Origin of the sequence: Ktedonospora formicarum (assembly GCF_016587355.1) — a bacterium.
GTDB classification, from domain to species: domain Bacteria; phylum Chloroflexota; class Ktedonobacteria; order Ktedonobacterales; family Ktedonobacteraceae; genus Ktedonobacter; species Ktedonobacter formicarum.
The window spans coordinates 231,944-254,677 of record NZ_BNJF01000004.1; the positions used below are offsets into that span (position 1 = coordinate 231,944).

Annotated in this window: 21 protein-coding genes and 2 pseudogenes; 13 read left to right on the forward strand and 10 right to left on the reverse strand. The window is 54.7% G+C overall.

Going from position 1 to position 22,734, the window contains the following annotated elements; translation table 11 throughout:
- Positions 1 to 113: 113 nt before the first annotated feature.
- The 3 genes and pseudogenes from K3T82_RS32625 to K3T82_RS32635 all read left to right on the forward strand — a co-directional run bounded on the left by K3T82_RS32625 (position 114) and on the right by K3T82_RS32635 (position 3,416).
- Positions 114 to 641, forward strand: a complete 528-nt coding sequence (locus K3T82_RS32625; protein WP_220197712.1) for a hypothetical protein — start codon at positions 114 to 116, stop codon at positions 639 to 641.
- A complete protein-coding gene (locus K3T82_RS32630) occupies positions 638 to 1,249 on the forward strand; it encodes a DnaJ domain-containing protein (protein ID WP_220197713.1) in 612 nt (203 codons plus the stop codon). The genes K3T82_RS32625 and K3T82_RS32630 overlap by 4 nt, the downstream gene beginning before the upstream one ends.
- 521 nt (positions 1,250 to 1,770) lie before the next feature.
- A pseudogene (locus K3T82_RS32635) lies at positions 1,771 to 3,416 on the forward strand (nuclease/transposase family protein).
- Positions 3,417 to 3,874: 458 nt separating this feature from the next.
- On the opposite strand, the gene K3T82_RS32640 reads toward K3T82_RS32635, so the two are convergent.
- The gene (locus tag K3T82_RS32640) at positions 3,875 to 4,558 is read right to left on the reverse strand and encodes a response regulator transcription factor (protein ID WP_220197714.1); all 684 of its coding nucleotides are present in this window, start codon (positions 4,556 to 4,558) and stop codon (positions 3,875 to 3,877) included.
- Complete coding sequence (locus K3T82_RS32645) at positions 4,516 to 5,793, reverse strand: sensor histidine kinase (RefSeq protein ID WP_220197715.1); 1,278 nt, start codon at positions 5,791 to 5,793, stop codon at positions 4,516 to 4,518. The genes K3T82_RS32640 and K3T82_RS32645 overlap by 43 nt, the downstream gene beginning before the upstream one ends.
- A 234-nt stretch (positions 5,794 to 6,027) precedes the next feature.
- On the opposite strand from K3T82_RS32645, the gene K3T82_RS49300 reads away from it, so the two are divergent.
- The 7 genes from K3T82_RS49300 to K3T82_RS48230 all read left to right on the forward strand — a co-directional run bounded on the left by K3T82_RS49300 (position 6,028) and on the right by K3T82_RS48230 (position 11,721).
- Entirely contained in the window at positions 6,028 to 6,642 is a 615-nt protein-coding gene (locus tag K3T82_RS49300; protein WP_220197716.1) for an acyltransferase, read from the forward strand.
- A 376-nt stretch (positions 6,643 to 7,018) separates the two neighbouring features.
- Positions 7,019 to 8,689: a serine/threonine protein kinase gene (locus tag K3T82_RS32655; protein ID WP_220197717.1), complete on the forward strand. Its 1,671-nt coding sequence runs from the start codon at positions 7,019 to 7,021 to the stop codon at positions 8,687 to 8,689.
- 561 nt (positions 8,690 to 9,250) lie between these two features.
- A complete protein-coding gene (locus K3T82_RS32660) occupies positions 9,251 to 9,466 on the forward strand; it encodes a hypothetical protein (protein WP_220197718.1) in 216 nt (71 codons plus the stop codon).
- Positions 9,463 to 10,044 (forward strand): hypothetical protein, encoded by a 582-nt coding sequence (locus tag K3T82_RS32665; RefSeq protein ID WP_220197719.1) that lies wholly within the window; start codon positions 9,463 to 9,465, stop codon positions 10,042 to 10,044. Before K3T82_RS32660 ends, K3T82_RS32665 begins: the two co-directional genes overlap by 4 nt.
- 349 nt (positions 10,045 to 10,393) lie before the next feature.
- Positions 10,394 to 10,573, forward strand: a complete 180-nt coding sequence (locus K3T82_RS32670; protein WP_220197720.1) for a DUF4158 domain-containing protein — start codon at positions 10,394 to 10,396, stop codon at positions 10,571 to 10,573.
- Positions 10,574 to 10,842: 269 nt separating this feature from the next.
- Positions 10,843 to 11,169, forward strand: a complete 327-nt coding sequence (locus K3T82_RS32675) for a PadR family transcriptional regulator (RefSeq protein WP_220197721.1) — start codon at positions 10,843 to 10,845, stop codon at positions 11,167 to 11,169.
- A 27-nt stretch (positions 11,170 to 11,196) separates the two neighbouring features.
- Positions 11,197 to 11,721, forward strand: coding sequence for a hypothetical protein (locus K3T82_RS48230; RefSeq protein ID WP_236031702.1), 525 nt, complete (start codon positions 11,197 to 11,199; stop codon positions 11,719 to 11,721).
- A 313-nt stretch (positions 11,722 to 12,034) separates the two neighbouring features.
- Here K3T82_RS48230 and K3T82_RS32685 read toward each other — a convergent pair whose 3' ends face one another.
- Positions 12,035 to 12,358, reverse strand: coding sequence for a hypothetical protein (locus tag K3T82_RS32685; RefSeq protein WP_220197722.1), 324 nt, complete (start codon positions 12,356 to 12,358; stop codon positions 12,035 to 12,037).
- A gap of 349 nt (positions 12,359 to 12,707) precedes the next feature.
- Here K3T82_RS32685 and K3T82_RS32690 point away from each other — a divergent pair, with 349 nt between their 5' ends.
- The 3 genes and pseudogenes from K3T82_RS32690 (at position 12,708) to K3T82_RS32700 (ending at position 16,411) form a co-directional block, all read left to right on the forward strand.
- Positions 12,708 to 13,214, forward strand: a complete 507-nt coding sequence (locus tag K3T82_RS32690) for a helix-turn-helix domain-containing protein (RefSeq protein WP_220197723.1) — start codon at positions 12,708 to 12,710, stop codon at positions 13,212 to 13,214.
- A gap of 539 nt (positions 13,215 to 13,753) precedes the next feature.
- Positions 13,754 to 15,582, forward strand: a pseudogene (locus K3T82_RS32695) (reverse transcriptase/maturase family protein).
- Positions 15,527 to 16,411, forward strand: coding sequence for a transposase (locus tag K3T82_RS32700; RefSeq protein ID WP_236031705.1), 885 nt, complete (start codon positions 15,527 to 15,529; stop codon positions 16,409 to 16,411). The pseudogene K3T82_RS32695 and the gene K3T82_RS32700 overlap by 56 nt, the downstream one beginning before the upstream one ends.
- 85 nt (positions 16,412 to 16,496) lie before the next feature.
- Here the strand turns inward: K3T82_RS32700 and K3T82_RS32705 are convergent, their stop codons facing one another.
- The 7 genes from K3T82_RS32705 to K3T82_RS32735 form a co-directional block, all read right to left on the reverse strand.
- Entirely contained in the window at positions 16,497 to 16,715 is a 219-nt protein-coding gene (locus tag K3T82_RS32705; protein WP_236031707.1) for a hypothetical protein, read from the reverse strand.
- Positions 16,716 to 16,781: 66 nt separating this feature from the next.
- Positions 16,782 to 16,931, reverse strand: a complete 150-nt coding sequence (locus tag K3T82_RS32710) for a hypothetical protein (protein ID WP_220197724.1) — start codon at positions 16,929 to 16,931, stop codon at positions 16,782 to 16,784.
- Between the two features lie 83 nt (positions 16,932 to 17,014).
- Positions 17,015 to 18,250, reverse strand: a complete 1,236-nt coding sequence (locus K3T82_RS32715) for a serine hydrolase domain-containing protein (protein WP_220197725.1) — start codon at positions 18,248 to 18,250, stop codon at positions 17,015 to 17,017.
- Positions 18,232 to 18,435, reverse strand: a complete 204-nt coding sequence (locus K3T82_RS49705) for an ATP-binding cassette domain-containing protein (protein ID WP_220197726.1) — start codon at positions 18,433 to 18,435, stop codon at positions 18,232 to 18,234. Before K3T82_RS49705 ends, K3T82_RS32715 begins: the two co-directional genes overlap by 19 nt.
- Before the next feature lie 13 nt (positions 18,436 to 18,448).
- Positions 18,449 to 19,312: a pentapeptide repeat-containing protein gene (locus tag K3T82_RS32725; RefSeq protein ID WP_220197727.1), complete on the reverse strand. Its 864-nt coding sequence runs from the start codon at positions 19,310 to 19,312 to the stop codon at positions 18,449 to 18,451.
- A gap of 204 nt (positions 19,313 to 19,516) precedes the next feature.
- Positions 19,517 to 22,249, reverse strand: coding sequence for a winged helix-turn-helix domain-containing protein (locus K3T82_RS32730; protein ID WP_220197728.1), 2,733 nt, complete (start codon positions 22,247 to 22,249; stop codon positions 19,517 to 19,519).
- Entirely contained in the window at positions 22,159 to 22,674 is a 516-nt protein-coding gene (locus tag K3T82_RS32735) for a hypothetical protein (protein WP_220197729.1), read from the reverse strand. The genes K3T82_RS32730 and K3T82_RS32735 overlap by 91 nt, the downstream gene beginning before the upstream one ends.
- Positions 22,675 to 22,734 lie beyond the last annotated feature (60 nt).

A 22,734-nucleotide genomic window follows, 5' to 3' on the forward strand; every position in this document is an offset into this window, starting at 1 on the left:
AACAGGCTGGTTCGTTATCATCATCCAAGCTCTTAGCGCAGTATACCAGTTCATTAATACTCAGGAGCCCAAGACCTGTACGCGTTGCATGTATAACAGTGAGGAGAAAGATAATGCGTCTTCCAGATCCTACCAAAAAAGAAAAGTTTCTGGAATGGACAGATCAACTCACAGCGAATTATCTCAGGCGAGCTGGATTCTATTTGGGGCTAAATATTGGCTTTCAGATCCTGGCCCTGATCTGTATCACCTCCGTACCGATCTCTTTACTCCTCGCCGAGAACAATAAACTGCTAGCTGCTCTTCTCAGCGCTCTTGCGACCATCTTTGCTGCTCTCACTCGCTTCGGAGGGTTGGGCACACAATCGAAGCTCCTCTATCGAGCACGGTGGAAATTGTTCAGGGAAACGAAGCGATATGAGCTTGCCATAGGGGACTATCAACAACTCACGGAAGACGAAGCTTTTGCAAAATTTGTGGAGGAGATCCTGGCCATACGTGAGGAGGCTTCTGTAGGAGTGACGTCTAACCGGGTTTATAGCGACTCTCTGATTTCTTCCCTAGGCGTTCAACCACATCCTGACCAAGAGAAAGAGCCAGAATCATCGTCAGGCACAACACAGCAAGGAGGTACCCGATGATAGGCAGCATTCTTCTTCTCTGTCTCTTTCTGGTGGCGGTGACAACAACCGGAACCTACTTTACCAACCGCTCCAGGTGTACCATACCGGAGGCTGCTCTTCGTACAGGCACTGCAGAAGGTGAGTTGCGTGCTCTCATCCAAAAGCGTCTCCTTTCCATCCGGCCCAAATATCTCTTCTTTGGCCCTCTTACTGTTAACCCCGATGCTATTGCCGAAGCGAGGCAGGTCTCCCAGGAAATTGATCGCATTCGCGCTGAAGGAGAAGCAAAGCGCAGAAAAATTGCCGAAGATGGGGCTGCTCAAATAGCAGACATGCTCCGCCGCCATGAAGCAGATATAGCCGCCAAGCAAGAGGAGCTAGAACGAACGAAAAGAATGCATGCTGAGATCCTGCGTCGTTTGCAAACAACTTTCATGCCTGACCAGGTCAGGCAAGCCTTTCAAGTACTGGGCCTCGCGCCAGAAACACCATTTGATGGCATTCGTCAACGTTACCGACAACTGGTCAAACAGCATCATCCCGATGCAGGTGGCGATCCTCAACGCTTCATCCATATCCAACAAGCATATGATCGTATTGTGGCATGGATCCAGTCCCAATCATAGCACTCTGCTGATCTCATAGAAAGGGAAGCTTATCGCTCGTACTTCTGATTCACTCCAGCATCTGACCTCAACCATTAGTGGGGGACAATATTCACTCTCCCTTGCCAACATACATCCAGAGCAAGTTCTCTATAACGGCAAGATCACCTACTTTACCAATTATGCCCGCCCCTCCTCGGGAGGATGGTGTCATTTGCTATTGTTAACAAGCAAAAATCGCTACTCTAAGCAGGTGCTTGCCATCCTCACACAAACGAGAGATAGTGACATTTCGATTGTCAATGTTATTGAAGACATCGCAACGTTCGTGCTCAACTTTTTTGGGAACTTTTACAAGAATGCGAGCGAGAAAGCCCTGCTCATTGATGGCAGGGATGCATCGCCGTTCCTTGCATGGCTGAGGGCAGGGGCGGATTCTCGCACCAGCGGATGTTTGGGCACTTGACGAGAGGTCGCCATGCTGCTATTCTATGGAACATATGGCCTAGGGACAAAGCGCCATGTACAGGAGAGATGGGAGAATGAAGCGTCAGGCTGCAAGCACCCACACACAAACGACCACCATCCGTACCCCCACGTTCCTGCTGGAACTGCCCCTCGTGGTGAATCCGGGGCAGGCCAAGCACCTGCGCGCTCATCTGGAAGCAGCTCGCCAGCTCTACAATGCCATGCTCTCCCTGGGGCAACGACGTCTGCGCTGCATGCGGGCTGACCCCGCCTGGCAGGAGGCCCGCTCCCTTTCTCGTACCCACAAGGCTCAGCGGGCGGCGTCTTTCTCCGCCTTGCGTACAGCTCATGGCTTCACCGAAGCTGCCTTCCATCAAGCCGCCAAAGGCTTGCGCGTTGGGTGGATTGCCGAGCACATTGAGGCGGTGCTCGCCCAAACCCTGGCGAGCCGCGCCTACCGTGCCCTCAATCGTGTCTGCCTCGGCAACGCCAGGCGGGTTCGGTTCAAGAGCCGAGGGCGAGGCTTCGGCAGCATCGAGAACAAGCGCAATGATACCGGTCTGCGCTTTGTCATTCAACCACCCGAGAAGGGAAACGCAGGGTTCCTGCTCTGGAATGGGGATCGTTTCCCAGCTCTCATCAATTGGCAGGATGAAGTGGTGTGTCATGGTTTGAAGCACCGCATCAAATACGCTCGCCTCCTCCAGCGTCCCGCCAGCAGCAAGAGAGCGGCCGGTGCCGATACCGAGGGGGACCACTACGTTGTGCAACTGGTCCTGGAAGGGGTCCCTCACCACAAGCCCAAGCACATCATTGGCAAGAGCATCGTGGGAGGAGATCTTGGCCCATCGACCCTGGCGCTCGTCCCCCAGGAAGGGGAAGCCAGTCTGCAGGTATTCTGTGCGGAACTGGCTCCTGATGCGAGAGTCATTCGTCGCCTGCAGCGGCAGATGGATCGGCAGCGGCGAGCCACCAATCCCGAGCACTATGACGAGAAGGGGCGCATCAGGAAGCTGGGCTCCAAGAAGCGACCGTGGAAACAGAGCAAGCGCTACCAGGCGACGCGACGGCGCAAAGCGACCAAAGAGCACAAGCTGGCGGCGCATCGTAAGAGCTTGCATGGTCGTAAGGTCCATGAGGTACTGGCACTGGGCAAGACCATCATCCTCGAAAAAATCTCTTACAAGGCCTGGCAGAGGCAATTTGGCACGAGTGTGGGACTGCGAGCCCCAGGGATGTTTGTAGCACTGTTGAAACGCACCGCCGTGCCCCCTTTGGGGGTTGCAAGCACGGGCGGCACCCTGGTGGCGCGTCCCCACACGCACCACGGCACTGAGCCAGTGGTGTCATGGCTGTGGCACAAAGGTCAAGAAGCCCCTCTCAGAGTGCTGGCATCAGTGTGCCTGCGGTGTGGGTCCTGTGCAACGCGATCTCTACTCAGCGTTTCTTGCCGCCTATCTTGATCCTGCAAATCCCACTCCCTCGTGTGCCCGATACGCGCTCGTATTGGGAAGGTGCGGAGGCGCGCCTGCGGGCAGCACACGAGCGTCTCATCCAACGTGCGAAAGAGGGGCAGGTCTTGCCCCGAAGCTTGGGTCTGACTCGAGCCAGAGCGCGTCTGCCCGAAAGTCCAGGGGAACTCCCACTAGAGCCTGATCTTCTCCTTTGGCGAGAAGATCAGGAAGCGTGGGCCGAACCCCTGGAACCTCCGCTGCTTTAGCACGGAGAGCTTTCAGCCACCTCTCGTCACCATCCATAACGGCGAGGAAGAACCTGTCACCTTCGATCCGGCAAATGTCATCTTTGTAGAATATCTTCCCGCTGGGTGCTTTGGGCCAAATAGTGACCATGATATGGACACCTTTGCGGTCATGGATTTTGTCTGGGAAGAAATTCATGACCAGCAGAGCGGATCGTATCTGCAAGCAAAGCAGCCTTCAGGCAAACACATGTGGAGGCATATGCCTCTCGAAGCACTCAATGATCTTATCTTAAGGCTCTAAGGGTAGTGATAATCAGATCGTGTTTCACATGCACACGAGAGATACAGGGGTTTGCCCACTGTTGGAACAAAAAGTCGGAATAGGAATCTAGCAAAAAAGAGCTACTCAGCGTTCCTGGATGACCTAAAGCCGAGCGAATTTATGCCTGAGAGAGGTAAAGTAATAATGGAATATATTATGGCGTCTTTGATAATATGCCATGCTCGATGGCGACCGCAACGGCCGATGCACGCGAATCAACATTTAATTTGGTGTAGACGCTGGTCAGATAGGCTCGCACAGTTCGCTCAGTGATGCCCAGGCGCGCTCCAATTTCTTTACTGCGCTCTCCACGTGCAACCCCTACCAGCACCTGCTTCTCCCGTCTGGTTAATTCTATATACTCTGGATGGTACTGGGATAGCGGCGTGGATAGAGACGTGGAAGCCGAAGTCTTATATGCGAGAATACGCGCCATGACCTCTGGCTGTACCAGCATTTCACCTCGTGCTGCCGTGCGAATAGCGTTAAGCAGAGTATCCGAAGTAATGTCTTTAAGCAAGTAGCCGTAAGCACCAGCCTGAAGCCCCTGAATAATCAATTCGTCTTCGTTATAGGTGGTCAAGAGCAGGACCGCGATGTGAGGCCATGCTCTACGAATACGCTTAAGCGCAGCGATACCACCCAGACCCGGCATGCGAATATCCATCACTACAACATCTGGCTGAAGCTGTTCTACCATAGCCACCGCTGCAGCGCCATCAGCGGCATCTCCGACCAGTTCGATGCCTTCATCCCCTTTCTCTTCAAGCATCAGGCTTAGCCCTTTGCGCACCATTAGATGGTCGTCGGCAATGAGGACCCGAATATGTTGAGGCATGCTTTCTCCTTCTCCTTTTCCTCTAGCGCAGAACCAACTGAGATGTGGAAGCGTAGGATGGTTCCTGCGCCTTGCTTGCTGATCAGCTCCAAATTTCCTCCAAGCAGCTTTGCCCGCTCCCTCATGCCCATCAGGCCATAGTGGCCATCCTGTATACTGATTTTATCTGAATCGAAGCCGATGCCATCGTCGCGCACCTCGAGAGTTAACGTCTCTTTATACTGCATTGCCTCTATCCAGACTGTGCGGGCAGCCGCATGACGAGCCACATTAGTCAGCCCCTCGGAAATGGTTCGTAGCACATGCTCGCAACATGTTGCGGGCGTGGCAGAGAGTGCTGCGATGTCAGCCTGGCAGGGAATTGCTGTTGTGGCGGTAAAGCGGCTGATTTCTTCCTGGATAACCTCGACCAGATCATCTGGTCGAATGTGTCCAGTGCGTAGATCTCCAATGGCGCAGCGAGCATCGTTTAGAGCATCGTTGGCAGCATCGATAACCTGCTCTAAAAGCCTTTGTGCTTGCTCAGTCTTCTGATGCTGGAGTTGTGTGCGTACCACATCCAACTGCATTACTAATCCTGCAACCCCCTGTACGAGGGTATCATGCAGATCTCGTGCAATGCGTTGGCGCTCGGTGATCATTGTTAGCTCTTCGACACGCAGAGCATAGGCAGATAACCGGGCATGGGCAGTATCGAGTTCACGTAAAAGGATCAGCGTGCGCTCATGAGCCTGCTGGGACCGCTGTAAATAGAAGAGCAGAGCGAGCAGAAAAAACAGGCCCAGGAAGCCAACCCCTGGCGCGTAGCCACCTCCCCAGATATCACTCCAATCTCGCGGTGGGCCAAGTGTTTGCATAAAGAGATAGATGAGAAATATGTAGCTCCCTATGAAGAAGAGCATGTCGCGGATCTGTTTGAGCATGATAGTAGCCAGGATGAAGAGTAAGGGTGAGAGTACAAGAGTGAGGAGAGCTAGACGTGTCATATGGGTTAGCACCAGGATAAGTACTGCCTGAATGCACAAGGTTAGCCACTGGTGACCTCTCTTCATCTCCACAGAAAACGCGATCCAATAGAGGCCAAGATGAGTGAGTATAAGCAGGCTTACAAGGCTGCGGAGGGCTAGAGAGTCGGTGGTAAATTTCCAATCCCAGATGTTCCAATAGATGATAACTGCTCCTAGCCAAAGCAGGAAAAACCAGCTCAGCAAACGGATGGGACGAAGTTGCTTCATAATCTATTCCTTACTTCTCTAGGTATTATTTTGTCTATGCCCCTCTTGTGGACGCGGTATGCTCCCTTGATTATCGCATTTCTTCTCCCCTTTCGATACCATCATTCCGCCAGTGGCGTTTCCGCCACTGGTAAAAGCGCCATTGCTGGCAGTGTCGAGAAAGACGTGGTGCATCTCTCTAAAAATGGATATGCTTATCAATAGTCTTAGAGAGAAAGCATTGAGGATAGTTGCATGAATTTCATAAAAAATATCAGTAAACCTGTGATTATTGCTATCTTGACGGCCTGCACGATAATCAAGTTTCGTTTGTTGTGGGGCAAGCGCGTCCAATTTGGGCCGGGCTTTATATCGAATGGTCGATTACAGATCAAGGGGCCTGGACGCGTGATTTTTGGGGCCAATGTAAATACCTGGGCACATAAGGAACCAAATGTGCTCATTACCTATAGCTCCAGTGTGGTCATTCAAATCGGGGATAATACCCGCCTTAATGGTGCTGGGCTGATGGCGGCTTGCGGCATTACTCTGGGTCGTGATTGCCTTATAGGCTCGGCGGTGGTAGCGGACACCGATTTTCATAGTATAGACTGGGACCGTCGCACTAACCCTGATGCCAGAGTGCGTAGCGCGCCTGTGACTATTGGCAACAACGTCTGGCTAGCGGGCCAGACGGCCGTCCTGAAAGGAGTTACGATTGGCGATAACTCTATTGTGGGCTTTCGAGGTGTCGTTACTCGCGATGTACCTCCCAATGTGATTGTGGCTGGCAACCCTGTCCGTATAATCAAGCAGCTAGATGATGGAGGAAAAATGCTAACAGGTGTCCCGTCGCATTTTTCAAGGTAGGGTATTGTGTAAATTTGCTCGCGCGCATTGGGAGGAAATTTGCGCGTGCCATGGGCTGGCGCGACATTGTGTCGCTACGTCAAAGAGGCCGAACCTCCCGCATAATGAGCGAAATTCCTCCCAATGCGTGCGAGCAAATTTACACTCGGCTTTAGGTCATCCAGGAACGCCGTGTAGCTCTTTTGGGCTAGATTCCTATTCCGACTTTCTGTTCCAACTGTGGGCAACCCCCAGATACGGAAAGGGCGTACTTAGAATGTGTTCTTTGCTAGTAAGCATGCAAGAGTCATAAGTATCTAGTACCTGGATGACGCTGTTTTTCGAGCTTGCGAAACTGAATGTAAGAGATTATTGCCTTATTTTAAAGGATGTAAAAGTGGTAGACTACATAGGGCAGAAACTAGGGAACTATACGCTCAAGCAGCTTGTAGGACGAGGCGGCTTCGCGGAAGTCTATGAAGGCGAACATATCTATCTCAAGACGCCAGCCGCCATTAAAGTCCTGCACGCGCAGCTTTCGGGAGAGGATGACATTGAGAGCTTTCGGCGAGAAGCGCAGTTCATCGCGCATCTGGTGCACCCCAACATCGTGCGTGTCCTTGATTTTGGGATTGTGGAACACGTTCCGTTCCTGGTGGTGGACTATGCGTCCCATGGCACGCTCCGCCAGCGCCACCCGCGCGGCACGCGCCTCCCCCTCTCCACTATTGTGCCCTACATCAAGCAGGTTGCCGCCTTACAGTACGCGCATGACGAGCGTGTCATCCACCGGGATGTGAAGCCTGAGAACATGCTGCTTGGTCGCAAGGACGAGGTACTCCTCAGCGATTTCGGGATCGCGCTGGTCGCGCAGAGTTCGCGCTACCAGAACACACAGGATGTCATTGGCACTGTAGCCTATATGTCACCAGAGCAGATCCAGGGCAAGCCGCGTCCCGCCAGCGATCAGTATTCACTTGGCATCCTCATTTACGAATGGCTCACAGGGGATCGTCCCTTTAACGGCTCCTTCACGGAACTATGTACGCAACACATGTTCGCCACTGTGCCGCCCATGCGCGAGAAGTTGCCCACAGTTCCAGCGGAGGTGGAACAGGTCGTGACAACCGTGCTGGCGAAGGAGGCCAAGCAACGCTTCGGGAGTGTTCAAGCATTCGCCAATGCTCTTGAGCAAGCCAGCCAGGGACGTTCCTCATCTCCCTCAGTTGAGCCATCCTATCCTGTCACACCCTCGATCCAGCCAGCACCAGCCTTGCAATCGACGGTTTACCAGCCTAACGTGCCTGCTCCGCTTGAGCAAGTGGCGTCGCCTACGCCAACACACACTCCATCCACACCCTACGCACAGTCAACACAGCAGCCGCAGCAGGCGACCCAAAGCCCACCAATGACGCCCGCCGCGACCTCTCTGCCCGATAGCATCCGTAATCAAGCTTCTGGTGATGCCAACGCGCAGGCATCGCAAGTGCAGAAGCCGCTATCTAGCGCCTGGGGACTCAGCCGCACACAGCTTATTGCCATGGTTGTTGGAGCATCCCTTGGTGGCTTCCTCGAAATTTCGAGCTACGCTGCCATTCATGCTACCGCATTTTTTTGGATTTTTTACGATTATCCCTTTGCTTCCTATTGGACCATAATTGCCTTTTTTGCTCTGATCCTCTTCCTGGCGACAAAGTATGGTCCCTGGGTTGCGATTGTCGCCTCATTTGTTCCCGTGATCGTGGATATAGCTCAGTTTCATTTGTTGAATGGCCATTTCAACCTTATTGTGTCAGAGTGCATTTCCACTCTACTTTTGGGTTTTATCGCCGGACTGGCATTCGTGGTCACACGTGGCAACTATCGTAGTGTCAAAGCCATTGGCTTGAGCACCCTTGGCGTGACTGTCTTTGTGTTTGGTAGTGGTCTTCTAGCAGAACCCATCTTCTTCTATAATTCAGGGGCATACTTCTTCTCTAGCGTCTTGTATTACATTATTGCCCTGGTTGTGCTGGGCGTCTTACTCCTGATCTCGAACAGATTTAGCCCACACAGCACCTTGCGATAAGATATCTCGGGTTCAAAAGCTTCCTAGTAGCTTGACTTTGTGGTGCGCCCTTTAACGATGTGAAAGATTGCTCCATCCAGAAGGAACCGTCCCTGGACAACGGGACGAGGACCACACAGCAGGCGTCAACGAGCGGCACTCGTTGGGGTCTGAAGCCTGCGGACAAACGTTCGGCTACTGCGAGCCACACAGCGGTTGACCGACCAGTCCTGTGCCCTATGCTAACGCGAGGAACCTGCGTTTGAGGCGTCGTTACGAGCAACAGGTGAAAGTGGCTGAGACACCTGGCCCAAAAAGGGATGGTGGGGGGTCTGCCGGGCTACAAACTGTGCAGATGTTGTCCCTGATCCACCCGGCGTAGAGCAGGCAGCTACGGGGCACTATCAGCTTTCACATTGGAACTGGGGAACGCTCATACCACCTTGCCTCCGCTGTGAGGATGGCTCGAAGCAGGAGATTACCTGCGATGAACTGTACACCCTCATTGGCTATGGTCCACAGGCATCCTTGCTGGAAGAAATGGGGCTCGTCGTCAATAATCACTACCTGGGAGCGGTAGACATGGACTACGATGGAGAAGCACATCGTCCTGGTGCGACCAGCCCGTATGGACGTGAGCGAGTCTCTCCTGGGTACTTTTGCTTCGGGATCAGGAATAGCTTCAATCCCAATGAAGTGCTGCTTAATGGGTTGCTTTTTCGCCTGCCTCAACTCGTGGCAGGCATCGTGCTTCGAGCGACGGAAGTGGCCGCTCGTCAGCAAGGAGGACGAGCATGAGAACGATTCTCTATCTGGTTGAGGAATCTGGGCGAAAGGCGCAGTTGGTCCAGATCGACGAGGATGTGCTCATCAATAGCCGTTGGCTGCCAACGGGACACTACCAGGTGGAGATCAAACGCAAACTCCTTGGTGGCGTTCGCTTTCATGACGGGATCAAACCTGCCTATGATGAAGGGCAACTCCTTCATGATCTGGAGCAGAAGGGCTTCTTCTCGGCGCGCCCGTTCACCGTGCGACGTCCCTATGATCCTAGTTGCGATGCCTGCACCGCAACCTTGTATGTCTCATTTTGTCGTGTCTATGGGCTTGATCCGGTTGGGCTGTTTCGGCAAACCTACCCACCTGCTCCGGGCGCACGTTTCATCGACCCTCCATTTCCCCTTCTGGAACGTCTTGCGCGGTGGGAAGGCATTTCCATGCCGTCCTTCTGGGGTCGAACTCACTTTCATCATCTCTTGCGGCGGGCTCAAGCCACAGCCACAACTCGTCACACGCCTCATCCAGACACCCATTGGCAAGCGTCTGCGATGACACCTCCATCTGAGCTGTCCAGAAGAGGCAAGCTCCCGTATTGAACCTCATCTTCCATCTCATTGACCCAGCGCTCCTTCCTCTGACGAAAAAGCAGGAAGGAGCGCTGGGTGTTGTTGTTGCATCACACGAAGAAAGGGAGAAGTGAAGCACACACAATGGAAGAGGCGCAGAAGTAGGAGAAACGTCGAGAATGAGCCGAAACCGGGCCGGCCCTGTCTATGCCATAACGGCCGTTTTCCCCTAGACAACTTCGGCCCTCTCGTGACGTTTCTCCCACTGCGGCACCCCTTCCATTGCGCGTGCTTTGCTTCTCCCTTTAGGATAGGCACAGGACCCACCGCTCTCGTTGGTTGCGAGAAGAATCTGTGTGGGTTGAAGGATTGTGTTGCTATGACCTCAATTGAGCGAACTGCTTACCCTCGGTTCACCCGCGCCCCTTCCGTCAAGGAACTGCGGACGCTCTATACTCCGACTCCAACGGATATCGCATTTGTTGCCACCACTGCTCGTGGGCCAGCCCAAAAATTTGGGTTAATGATCTTGCTCAAAGTCTATCAGCGCCTGGGGTAGAGGTAGCTCTAAGATAAGTCATATTTTAGGAAATAGCGTATTTTTGTTCTCATTTGCTTCTTCTCATTGCTTCTCTCGTGTTTTGACAAGGATTTAGAGCCTCTATTGACCTGAATCCAGTCCGTTCATACTCAAGGGCCGGATTTATCCCATTGAACAAGGATGGGGCGCACCTTGACGTTGGTTTCCTCTATTGACAAACATTCTACTTCGTTATACTATATACTTATACGTACTAAGTAATGCGAAGTAAAGATGAGGAGCTTCTCATGCGTATTACCTCCAACTCGCTTTCAGATCTGGGACGGTTCTCCGATCCCTCTTTGCTAATTCTTTCCAGTTTGGCGAGTGGACCCAAACATGGCTATGCTATGATTCAGGATATTGAGCAATTCTCTGGCACGCGTCTAGAAGTAGGGACGCTCTACGGAGCGATTGCCCGTCTGGAGAAGCAGGGCTGGATCGAGGCCTTGGAAGTGATTGAGCGTCGTCGCCCCTACCGTCTGACAGGGGAAGGGAGAGCGGTCCTTCAGCAACAACTTGCCACACTGAGTAAGGTCGTAGCAACCGGGTTGCAACGGCTTGCCCCCGCCTAAAGAACTGAAAAGAGTGGAGAGATCCGTATGCGCGACACGAAATCGACCTTTTCCCAGCGCTGTGCTAGGTGCCTGATTCGCTGGTATCCCACGCGTTGGCGTAACCGATACGCCGAAGAAATGCTGCTGATTCTGGAAGACGCACCACCAACCTTCACCACGCTCTTTAATCTCTTGTTCTCTCTCTGTGATGCGTATCTTCATCAGGATCTGGTAAGGCGAAAAGAGACCGATGCAGTGTTCTCCGTACAGAGAGACGTTGGAGCGTCTATGAAATACATCGAAGCTGCGACTATTCTGTTAGGACTTCTCATTGGTGCTCTTGTTGGCAGCCTGATCCCGCTATACGACGGGAATGCGGCAATTTTCGGCGCGTTACTTGTGCCAGGCCTTGGCTTGTTGGTCCTTTTTTTCGTCAAGCGAAGGCGCAAGGCAATGTCCCTGGAGGAGCGGAATCGCCAAAACCAACTGATGCACCAACGGTATGTGGGAAGTGCTGAATCCAAGGCGGGTCAGATGCTTTTTCTCGTCGAGAAGTTCTTTCATAAATAATCACAGGTAATTGGCTCTTGAGTATGAATAGACCAGAATACTCAAGAGCCATTCTCTTCTCATCAGCTTGTTGAAAGATCTAGCATCATGTCAGTCAGTCTGATACGCTATTTCCTAAAATATGACTTATCTTAGAGCTACCTCAACCTATGGGTGCGCCACAACTTTTTGCAACCAGATACATTGAAGGATTTGCGTCAACAAATACGAGCGAGGAGGGCCAATCTCCCATTACGCGGCGAGGGCCGGCCGGATTGCCATGCAGGCATGTTCCGACCGACCCTCGCTCAGTGTGGAAAGTTGAGCTGTTCTCTCACTCGTCCCAGCGGAAGCCGGGGTTGTACGGCCCCATCCGCAGCCTCTTGGTTCCGTTCGGCCCCGTGAGGTCGAGGTTCATGGCCATCCCCAATGACTTGGGGCGAACCGAACTCTCGGCCAGGTGGTATTGACCGCCGCTGAGGCTCTCGACCTGCTCGTTGAGCCAGGCGACGAATGCAGGGTCGCCCGTCAGCCCTCGGAAGACAGGACGCAGGAGGTTGTAGCCGTCGACCTGGGGCAGCTTTCCCTCAGCGAGCGCACTTGCGATGCCCATATAGGTATCTCGGTGTCCTGCCAAGTACTGCGGAAGCTGTGCCATGATGTTGCCCCTTCCCGGAGTGTGTTGAACGTGCTGTGCCTTGCAACTTCCCTACATCTGCTTTTTCGTGCTCGCTGAAACGGCGCGTTTGCAACGATGCCGCTCGCAATGCGTGAGGTGCAAATAAACCCCACCCGGTCAAATTGTGTGACCGTCATCCACCTTTCAGCTAGCTCGTTAGCTGAAAGGTGGTTTTGGTACTCAGCTTTAAGTCTAGCTCTTTTCTAGGAAAAGAGCTAGGGGAAGAGAAGGAAGAATTTCCTCGATTCATGATCTAATGGCAGGAGTCTTCAGGCTCCCTAGTGCAATCGTGCAAAAGAAAGTAGGAAAGTTGCCGATATGAAAAGGCATGCAACCTATTTTCATTCGACCACTGACCGAAAGCGAGCGAGCTCACATCGAGGCAGGATTACGCTCCTGCTCGGCCTTTGTGCTACGCCGCTGCCAGATCCTTCTGGCTTCAGCTCGTGGAACGCGAGCCATCGCAATTGCGCAGCACCTGGGCTGCGACGACCAGACGGTTCGCAATGTCATCAAAGGCTTCAACGAGCAAGGACTCGACGTGCTCAAAAAGACGTCTTGCCGGCCCCATCGGCTACGTACCAGCATTCCCGACGAGAACCTGCCCGCTTTGCGGGATCTCCTCCATCGCAGCCCTCGCGACTTCGGCATCCAACGCAATCTTTGGTCCTTACCACTGGCAGCACAGATGTGTTTTTCGCAAGGACTTGTAGCTGCCCCGACCACTGGTGCCAGTGTTCGCCGCGCGCTCAAGCGGTTAGGTGTCAGTTGGAAACGGGCCAAGCACTGGATCACGAGTGTGCGCCGCGTCGGTGCATATGAAATCTCCGTATGATACGGAAGAGGAAGAGAGTAAAGACCTCTAGGACAAGAGCTTACCCGGAGCCGAAAGGCAAAGGTGGACAAGAGCATGCTCAAAAAGCGGAAGATGGAAGAAGGCATGTATTCCGTAGATCCGCAAGTCCTGTGTGCATGAAACTCCGCAAGGAGGAGAGGTGAAGCTGGCCAATTGCTAAACCTAAGTTCCTGCATGATGTACATCCACATCCGTCAAACCATGTCTAAGATGACGACATCGAAAAACCGCAACCGGGCTGGTGTTGCGGCAAATCTCTCTTCGATGTGTGGCGGGTAGTGAACCCGATAAGGAACAAACAGGCACCTAAACACACTACACGTTTCATATGCGCAAAAGCGGGATCGCCTACACGTCACGAGACGCATGGCGACGGAACCCCCATAGTAAAGGTTCAAAGAGCAATGACGCTTGAAGAAGAATGAAGGGGCAGCCTGCGAAGGCAGGCCAGAGTGCGTGAAAGATACCCACGCAGAGGGAAGGTATCAGGAAGTTCCTCAAGCATGGAGGTATGCGAAATGCAGGGAACCGAAAAGCTTTTAGGACTTCTCCGTGAACGAGGCAAGCAGGGCTTGCCACTCCACCGCGTCTATCGGCAACTCTACAACACGAATCTGTATCTGAGCGCGTACGGTCGTATCTATCGCAACGCCGGTTCGATGACGCCCGGCGTGACAGAAGAAACGGCTGATGGCACATCACTGGGAACCTTTGACACCATCATTACTGCACTAAGGCAGGAACGATACCAATGGCAACCAGCACGACGAACCTACATCCCAAGAAAACAGGGAAGAAAAAGAGGCCGCTCGGCGTGCCTGTTTGGAGCGACAAGCTCCTGGCTGAGGTTATGCGAATGATCCTCAATGCCTACTTTGAGGAGACATTCAGCGAGCACTCTCATGGCTTTCGCGAAGAATGGGGATGTCACACAGCCTTGCGAGAAATCTACTACACCTGGAGAGGCTGCACCTGGATCATCGAGGGAGACATAGCCGATTGCTTCGGCTCCCTGGACCATAGCCTCATCATCTCAGCACTCGCTGAGCACATCCAGGACGGACGGTTCCTCAATCTCGTCAAGAAATTGCTCGACGCAGGATACGTGGAGGACTGGAAACTGAATAAAACTCTTAGCGGTACACCGCAAGGTTCGATCCTCAGCCCGATCCTTTCCAATATCCTGCTCTCAAAATTGGACAGGTTCGTAGAAGCAGAACTCATGCCACAATACAACAAAGGGGAGAAAAGAAGAGAGCATCGGGAATACAAAAACCTGATGCACCGCGCCTACCGCCTGAGAAAGAACGGGCAGAAGGAGGCTGCTCAAAAAGTAAAACAACAGGCTCAGAAACTCCCCTCACAAGACCCTCAAGACCCCGATTACCGACGACTGAGGTATTGCAGATACGCCGACGATTTCGCGTTAGCCTTTATCGGGCCAAAGGATGAAGCAGAAGCCATCAAACAGCGTCTCCGAACATTCCTGCTTGAAGAACTCAAGCTGAATCTCTCGGAAGAAAAGACGTTGATCACCCACACACGGGACAGCGCTGCCAAATTTCTGAATTACGAAATCGTCACGTTGCAAAGCGACACGAAGCAAACTCGAACGCGCGGACACAAACGCCGAAGTATCAATGGAGGAATCGGCTTAAAAGTCCCGCGAAAGGTTGTCGAAGACAAATGCCAGAGATACACGCGAAAGGGCAAACCGATCCACCGAGCAGAACTGCTCAACGAGAGCGACTACACCATCATCGCAACGTATCAGCTTGAATATCGGGGGTTGGTGAACTACTACCGAATGGCCTACAACCTTCACACACTCCAAAAACTCAAATGGGTCATGGAGGACTCGCTGACAAAGACGTTAGCGCACAAACACAAGATATCTGTTCGCAAGGTCTATCAAAAATACCAGGCAGAACTGGATGTCAACGGAAAGAAATACAAGGGACTACAAGCTGTGGTCCCACGTGAAGGGAAGAAACCACTGGTAGCCACCTGGGGAGGCATCCCGCTCACCTGGGACGTCACTACACCCATAGAGGACAAGATAGAGCGATATCACTGGAAGCGGTCAGAACTCGAACAGCGGCTCCTGGGCCAGGTGTGTGAACAATGCGGGGCCACCCGCATGACCTCGAAGATCGAGGTTCACCACATCCGAGCCCTCAAAGACCTGGAAAAGTACGATGGTCGAGAGAAACCGCAATGGGTTCAAATCATGGCCGCCCGCCAGAGGAAAACGCTCATCCTCTGCCATACCTGCCATATGGACATTCAACATGGACGCCCACACAGACGCAGCAAGGTATCACGTTCACGGACAGGAGACACCTGATGATGCTGGAAAGCCCGGTGCGTGGAAAGCGCGCACGCCGGGTTTGGAGGGGGCCGGTCAGAAAAAGGAGCAGCAATGCCACCTTCGCTGGCCGGCTACCCTACCCCGATCCGGAGTATGTGCGAAAAAAAAGGCTCGTGACCGTTTGATCGCATACGCTCACCCCCGGTCGGATTGGGCGATTGGCTTCCTTGATGAGGTCTGGTGGAGTCGATTTGCCCTGCCGCGCTTTCACGCCTGGCAAGATCCCGAGCACCCGATACGCCTCGTCGAGCAATCCTGGAAAAAAGGTGACCTCGATCCCAAAGCACTGGCTTGCTATGGCGTCCTCTGGCAAGAAGGCACCGCAGAAGAACCGGTGCGCGATCAGATGTGGTTGCGTTTTGTCACGGGGCGTCCTGTCAGCGGCACCACGCTTCAGTTTCTCGACTGGTGCTGCCAGCGTTTGGCCCAGCAAGGCAAACACCATTGGCTGCTGATCTGGGATAATGCGTCCTGGCATGTGAGCAAGATGGTACGCACTTGGATCAGAGAGCACAATCAGCACGTCAAAGCCTCGGAAAGCGGTGTACGGATTTTGCCCTTCTTGTTGCCTAAGCAAAGCCCCTGGCTCAACCCGATTGAACCCAAGTGGGTCCACGGCAAGCGCAATGTGGTCGAACGTGATGGCTTGCTTTCGGCACATCAATTGGCAAGCCGCGTTTGTGCGTATTATGGGTGCACATATGGGCCTATTAGGCCCGCGCGAGAAATTTACAACGCTAAGCCTTTAAAAGAGTCCAGAGGCGGGCAGAAGCCGGCTCTTCATGGTTTTGAGAGAGAGCGGTGATGAGATGAAGCTCTTGAGTGGGAGGAGCGCTTGGGAGGGCTCCTCCCACTCATAGGAGAGGGATCTGCGAGCCAGAATGCCCGTTCTACTCCTTCTCCCAAGTTAAGGGCAACGTCTTTACCCCAAAAGCGGATATGCTCTTGAGCATAGACAGTGGCACATCGGGCACGTGCCAGGAGTCATGCAGGCGGTCGAGCAGCGCGTTCAGCGCAATCTTCGCCTCCAAACGCGTCAGGGGAGCACTCAGACAGAAGTGGATGCCGCATCCGAAGCCCAGGTGCCGATTGGGCACACGCTCGATCATGAACTGATCGGCATCGGGGAACTGGGCCTCATCCCGATTGGCCGAGGCGATCCAGGCAAAGAGTACCTAACCAGCTTCTCTGCGCTGATCGCCAATCGTCGTCTCGGTCACAACCCAGCGCACCATGAGTTTGACTGGCGCGTAGGAGCGCAGTGCCTCTTTAAGTGCTCTCGGTACCAGGTCGCGATGGGCACGCAGACGTTCACCGCTTTTCAATTCCCCATCCTTTCACCTGTTCGTGGGGTCCTCCCTCCCGAAAAAGGAACCCGGGGAATGAAGTCGGTCACGTGCAGTATCTGTTATCCCAGGCAGGCCACGACCGCCGCAGCCAGGTCCGACGCCCGTGGTTCGCCAATGCGGAATGACCACAGATTCATGATGTAGCTGAAGCCAACGCCAGCATCGGGGTCGCCGAAGGCAATCGATCCGCCGGAGCCGGGATGCCCGAATGAGGCTGGCCCTACCATGGGCATCGGCGGACAGGACCGCCAGAACCCGAGCGACATGTAGAAGGAGCGCTCAGCCGGAAGATTGAGTCCCGCCGGAAGCCCGTTCATCCGCGTCTTGTCAGTCTGGACGACGGTCATCCTCTCGACCGTCGCCGGATCGAGCAGCCGCACGCCATCAACCTCGCTCACCGTGGCCGCGTACATCCGTGCCAGAGATCGAGCGTCAGCGTACATGTTGCAACAGGGGAACTCAGCAGCGCGCCAGGCACGCGTGTTCATATAACCGGTGCTGGGGTCCATCGCGCCTCCGAGGAGGCCGGCGCGGGTTTGTACGGAGTCCGGGCCCCACATGGAGTTCACCCAGGCGACGACCGTCTCCCTATCGAGGCCGAAGTTCTCGGTCATCCCATCGATCATCTCCTCCAACGTGAACGGAGCAGCGTACTCGACCCGCGCCACCTTTCCCTCTTGCTCCTCGGGCAGCCCGATCCATGCATTCAACCCAAGCGGGGCCGCGACCTCGTCGGCGAAGAAGGTGCCAAGCGATTTGCCGGCGATCCGGCGCACGACCTCCCCGACCAGGAACCCGAAAGTCGCGGCGTGGTAGACGTGCTCGGCGCCCGGCTTCCACAGCGGCTTCTGCGCCTCCAGGGCCCGGATGACTGGATGCCACTCGCAGGCTTCCTCGAACGTCAGCGGTCCATCGATGAATGGCAGGCCGGCCTGGTGTGAAAGCAGCCAGCGCACCGTGATCTGTTCCTTACCGGCAGCGCCGAACTCGGGCCAGTATTTGACCACCGGAGCGTCCAGATCGAGCAAGCCGCGCTGCACCAGCAAATGCGCGCAGATCGCGGCCGCGCCTTTGGTCGTGGATGCGACGGCGACGATGGTATCCTTGTCCCACGTCCGGTTCGCCTCGCGATCTGCGAGGCCACCCCACAGATCGACGACGGGGCGACCTCCAACGTAGACGCTGCACGCCGCTCCGATCTCGCCGGGGTTCCCTTCAAAGTTCGCACGGAAGACATCGGCAACCTTCCCCCAACCGTCCTCGACGTGTCCCTGTATTAATGTTCTGCTTGCCATAATGTACCGCCTTTCCGAGAAAATCTGCGTTTAAGTAGTTTGACTATCGTTGTCTTGCCCGTACCATTGCTGCTCGGCAGGGCACCATTTGTGCCTTGCTCCACGGTGAAATTCACTCCTTTTATGGTAGTGGGCTTCTTTCGTGATTTTGTAAGATCTTTTACCTGAATAGAAGTGCTTTGCACAATATTCCTATGCTTATAAAACAGTTACCTTCGATACATCAGCTCCCATGCCTTTGAGTGCGGCATACGTGAGCTTATCCATCATCGCGCCGTCAAAGTGAATGGATTGTACAGCACGCTTGCCGCTCGACCAGAGTGACGCAAAGCGGAAAGACACCTGTTTAAGGATCGCGCCCTGAAACGACACATCCTTCAGTGTTGTCTGGTCAAACCTGACACCGAGAAAGGTCTGCCCATCAAATCGCAGTTCGCGCAGGTCGGAACATGAGAAGTCCACGCCGAGAAAGGTACAGCGCTCAAAGGTGGTTTTTCGCAGGTCGGTCGCAGTAAATTTGACATCATTCAACTTGACGCCGATGAATTGTGCTCCGTCCAGCCCCGACGCACTGAAGTTGGTGCGAACAAGGATTGATTCGCGGAAGCTTGTACTCACAAGATCATTTGCGGAAAAGTTACAGTCTGTCAGATTTGCGCGGTCAAAAGTGGCCTCACGTACATCACTGCCTGAAAACGAGCTGCCAGTCAGGTCTGCGTCCGTAAAGTCCGAGCCCCGCAACGCGCTCCCTTGAAAATTTCCTTTTTGCGCGATCACGCCCACAAAGTCGCTCTTTGGCAAATTGCTCCCGCTAAAATCTATCAATACCTGCCGCTCCAGCGCGTGGGAGAGGTTAGCAACTTCCCGCGCGATTTGCTCAATGTCGCCGATGCTCTCAATGGTCATGGTCAAGGCGGTTTCATCATCCTTGCCCTCGGCTTTGAGTTCACGGAAGCGCTCCTGCGCGTTGGAGAGCAGGTCCGTCTTTAATTCGGCGGCGCTTTTGACTCCCTCGCAGGGAGCAAACACGTCGTTGATATAGGTGGTCAATTTCTCATTCATACCAGTACCTTTCCTTTATAAGAGGCTATCCAGCAAGCGCCTGACATACTCCCAGTCGCTTTTGTTGCGCTCGTACCAGGTAGCGATGTGTGCTTGGTGTGTATGAAAGAAGTATAGAGCTTGTGAGGGGATGGCTCATCCTCATATAGAGTGATTGAGCGGGTGATCTTTGAACGCATGCCGGAAAAGGTTACACGGCTCTCGCTAGAGGAGGTCCAGGCGACGCGCAGCCTCATTCGCTTCCCAGCGACTTTTGACGTTCAGTTTGCGGTAGATACTCTGCACCTGTGTTTTGACGGTGTTGATTGAGACCATCAGGGTTGCCGCAATCTCCAGGTTGGTGCGGCCTCGGACCAGCAAGCGAAGCACACGCTGCTCGGCTTCTGTCAGGGGCTCCAGCAACAACGACGAACCTGCGTGAGCGGGCACCGCTGACACTCCTGATCTACTGACAAAGGCGAGTAGCAAACTCCGCGTAAACTGAATGGACGGTTCTTCGCGAAAATCAAGCAACAGTGTCCGCAGCAGGGTGGCAAGCGGCTCCCCTTTCTCCAGGAAGATGCGCTGAAAACCCTCTGGCTGAGCAAGGCGTAAGGCCTCTTTGAGCGCCTGCGCGGCCTGAACAGGCTGCGCGCTGGCTGCGTAGGCGAGTGACCGGAGGGTGGAAATCTCTACCTCGCTCCGCAGACGCCGAAAGCTCCGCGCCTCTTCCTGCCAATTGTCCAGAAGGTGGAGCGCCCCCGTCATTTCACCTCGCACAATCAGGATGCGAGCGCGCAACAAATCCTCCTGTTCTTGCAGCATGGCAATGGGCGCGTCGCCGAGAGGGTTCGCGGTCGCCTGCCAATCCTCAACTGTTGGCAGAACGCCAGAGGCGAGGGCAAGTTGCGCCTGTTGCATCAGAACCAGGCGAGCATAGAGGGGGTACTGGCGCTCCTGCGCGAAAGCCAGCAGGTGTTGTAATGCCTGCTGCGCCTGCGCATACTCCCCTCGGGCCTCTTGCACACGGGCCAGGAGCAGCAAAGCCGGGAAGCGATGCGCCATCTCTACAACATGTTTCCCCAATTCATCACGGTGCGTGTTTCCCAACTCAAGCACCCGCGCGAGGTTCTGCTCGACTTCCGCCAGGTGGTTCCACTCATACGCAATCTGCGCCAGGCCAAACAGGGCCATCATCTGCTCGACCGGGTTCTCTGGCGCAAGCGCGAGCAACTGCTGGAAGAATCGGTCTGCCTGGTGCAGCCTGCCCTGCTGGAGCGCTATTTCGCCCAACATGTACGTGGTTCCATGCAGATTATAGCCAGGCACCTGGAACGTCTCATATTCTTGCTGCCCCTCCAGGATCAACCGCCGAGCCTCCTCCAGTCGCCCTTTCTGCATCTCGCTCGTGACGACGATTAGAATGCTAGCCCCTCGCCAGAGCATCGGCGACTCCGGCGGGAGCGTGAGCGCGCGCTGGGCAATGCTCAGTGCCAGGGGGAAGTCTCCCTGCCAGCGCACAACCTCGGCATGACAGGAGAGCGCTTCGCCCAGTTTTCCCCACGCCTCCTCCCGCTCATAGGTGCGTTCAGCGCTCTTCAATGGCTCCTCGATAAGGCCCAGCGTGCCTGGTGAACTGGGGTCAAGGGTCAACAGGAGCGCAGTGGCGTAGTGGACGCACAGGTCCGGGTGGGCTTCTAAGACCTGCTCAGGGATCAACTCCAGCCAGCGCAGCAGCGTGACGCGTTCCTGGAGGGCTGGCTGTTTTTGGATCGTGAGCATGCGTTCCATCAGGGTTGCCGCCCGCTCCCACGCCTCCGCCGAAAGCAGGGCTTCAATCCCCTCGGCGAACATCTTTTCCTGCCCATACCAGTCGCTGGCCCGACTCAGGCACTGCCGCATTGCTTCTTCACCGAGCCTCTTGTGGGCCTGTGCTTGAAGCGCTTCGGCAAAAAGGGCGTGATAGCGATACCACGGAGGCTCGCCCCCCAGCGCTTGCAGGAAGAGGCCGGAGCGTTCCATCTCCCGGAGCGTCTGCTCACTGTTTCGAGCTCCTGTGACCGCATCGCACAGTGAGGCCGTGACGCGCCCAAGCAGGCTGGTTTGCAACAGGAAGTTTTGCTGTTCTTCAGGTAGCGAGGAGAGCACTTCGAGAGCAAAATAGTCAAGCAGGTAGCGATGACTGCCACCAAATTCGGCAAGCACTTGTTCAATCTCTTGCCGCTCGCTTTTCCCCTGGAGAGCCAGGGCCAGGAGACGTAAGCCTGTCGGCCAGCCTTCGAGACGTGCTTCGAGCGTCTGACGCTGCTCTGTTGAGAGTGGAACGGGCAAGGCCTGTTGGAGGAACGCGCCCACTTCCTCCAGCGAAAAACGCAGATCGGCGGCCCCAATCTCCTGGAGATCGCCACGGGCACGCCAGCGAGCCAGCGGCAGGGCGGGCTCGTGCCTGCTGAGGATGACCAGGTGGAGCGTCGGAGGAAGATGGTCGACGAGATACGTCAACGACTCATGGATCTGCGAAGAGGTGATGACATGATAATCGTCAAGGATGAGCAGCAAGCGCGAGCCGTGCCGAGCAGCGTCATTCAGGAAGGAGGTGAGAATCTGTTTAAGGACCAGTTGTGGAAACAGGGACCGGTGGGTTGCAAGAAGCGTGAGCGCCTCCTGACCTGGCTTGCTCTCAAAGTGCTCGCAGGCGGTCAACACATAGTGCCAGAAGCGGATCGGATCATCATCCTCTGGATCAAGGGACAGCCATGCTGCTTGCGTGTCCTGACCCTGCACTTCGATCCATTGACGAACCAGGGTGGTTTTGCCAGAACCTGCTGGGGCCAGCACCAGGGTCAGCTTGTCCTGGCCGCCTGTCTTCAGGCGCTCCAGCAGATGCTCTCGCGAGACACACCACGCGGGTAAACGCGGCGGGCGCAATTTCGGGAGCAGGAGGGAGACGTGCTGCACCTGTTCCGGACGCGGAGAAAGAGGTGCAGAGGTCTCCCTCTCTGGCTGCATTGGGGGGGGACAGAGCACTCAGGGGTACCTCCCAACGGTGATTCTGTCTTCTGGAACGGTTTTCCCTGGGTGAGTCCCGCTGCAACCTCTTCTAAACGTGCAAACGTCAGCTTTGTCGTGTGTCCGAGATAGCGTTTGTCTGTCCGCTTGCCCGTCGTGTGGTAGGCATACCAGTACTGTCCTCCGCGTGGCCGAGCCTCTTTGTATACATTGAGGCGCCCTGCTCGTCCCTGGAAGGCGAAGGAGTCGTGGCCGAGAAGCCAGGCCTGCCATGCTTCTTCATCTCCTGGGACAAAGACCTGGTTAGGGGAAACCAGTTCATACCATGCGTGATCCTGGGACCAGCTGATCGTGTGAAGAGGTGTCCTGGGCATTGACCTTTTTCTCCTTTCCTCCGTTCTTCCCAACACTGTATACGTCCCTCCCAACACGTC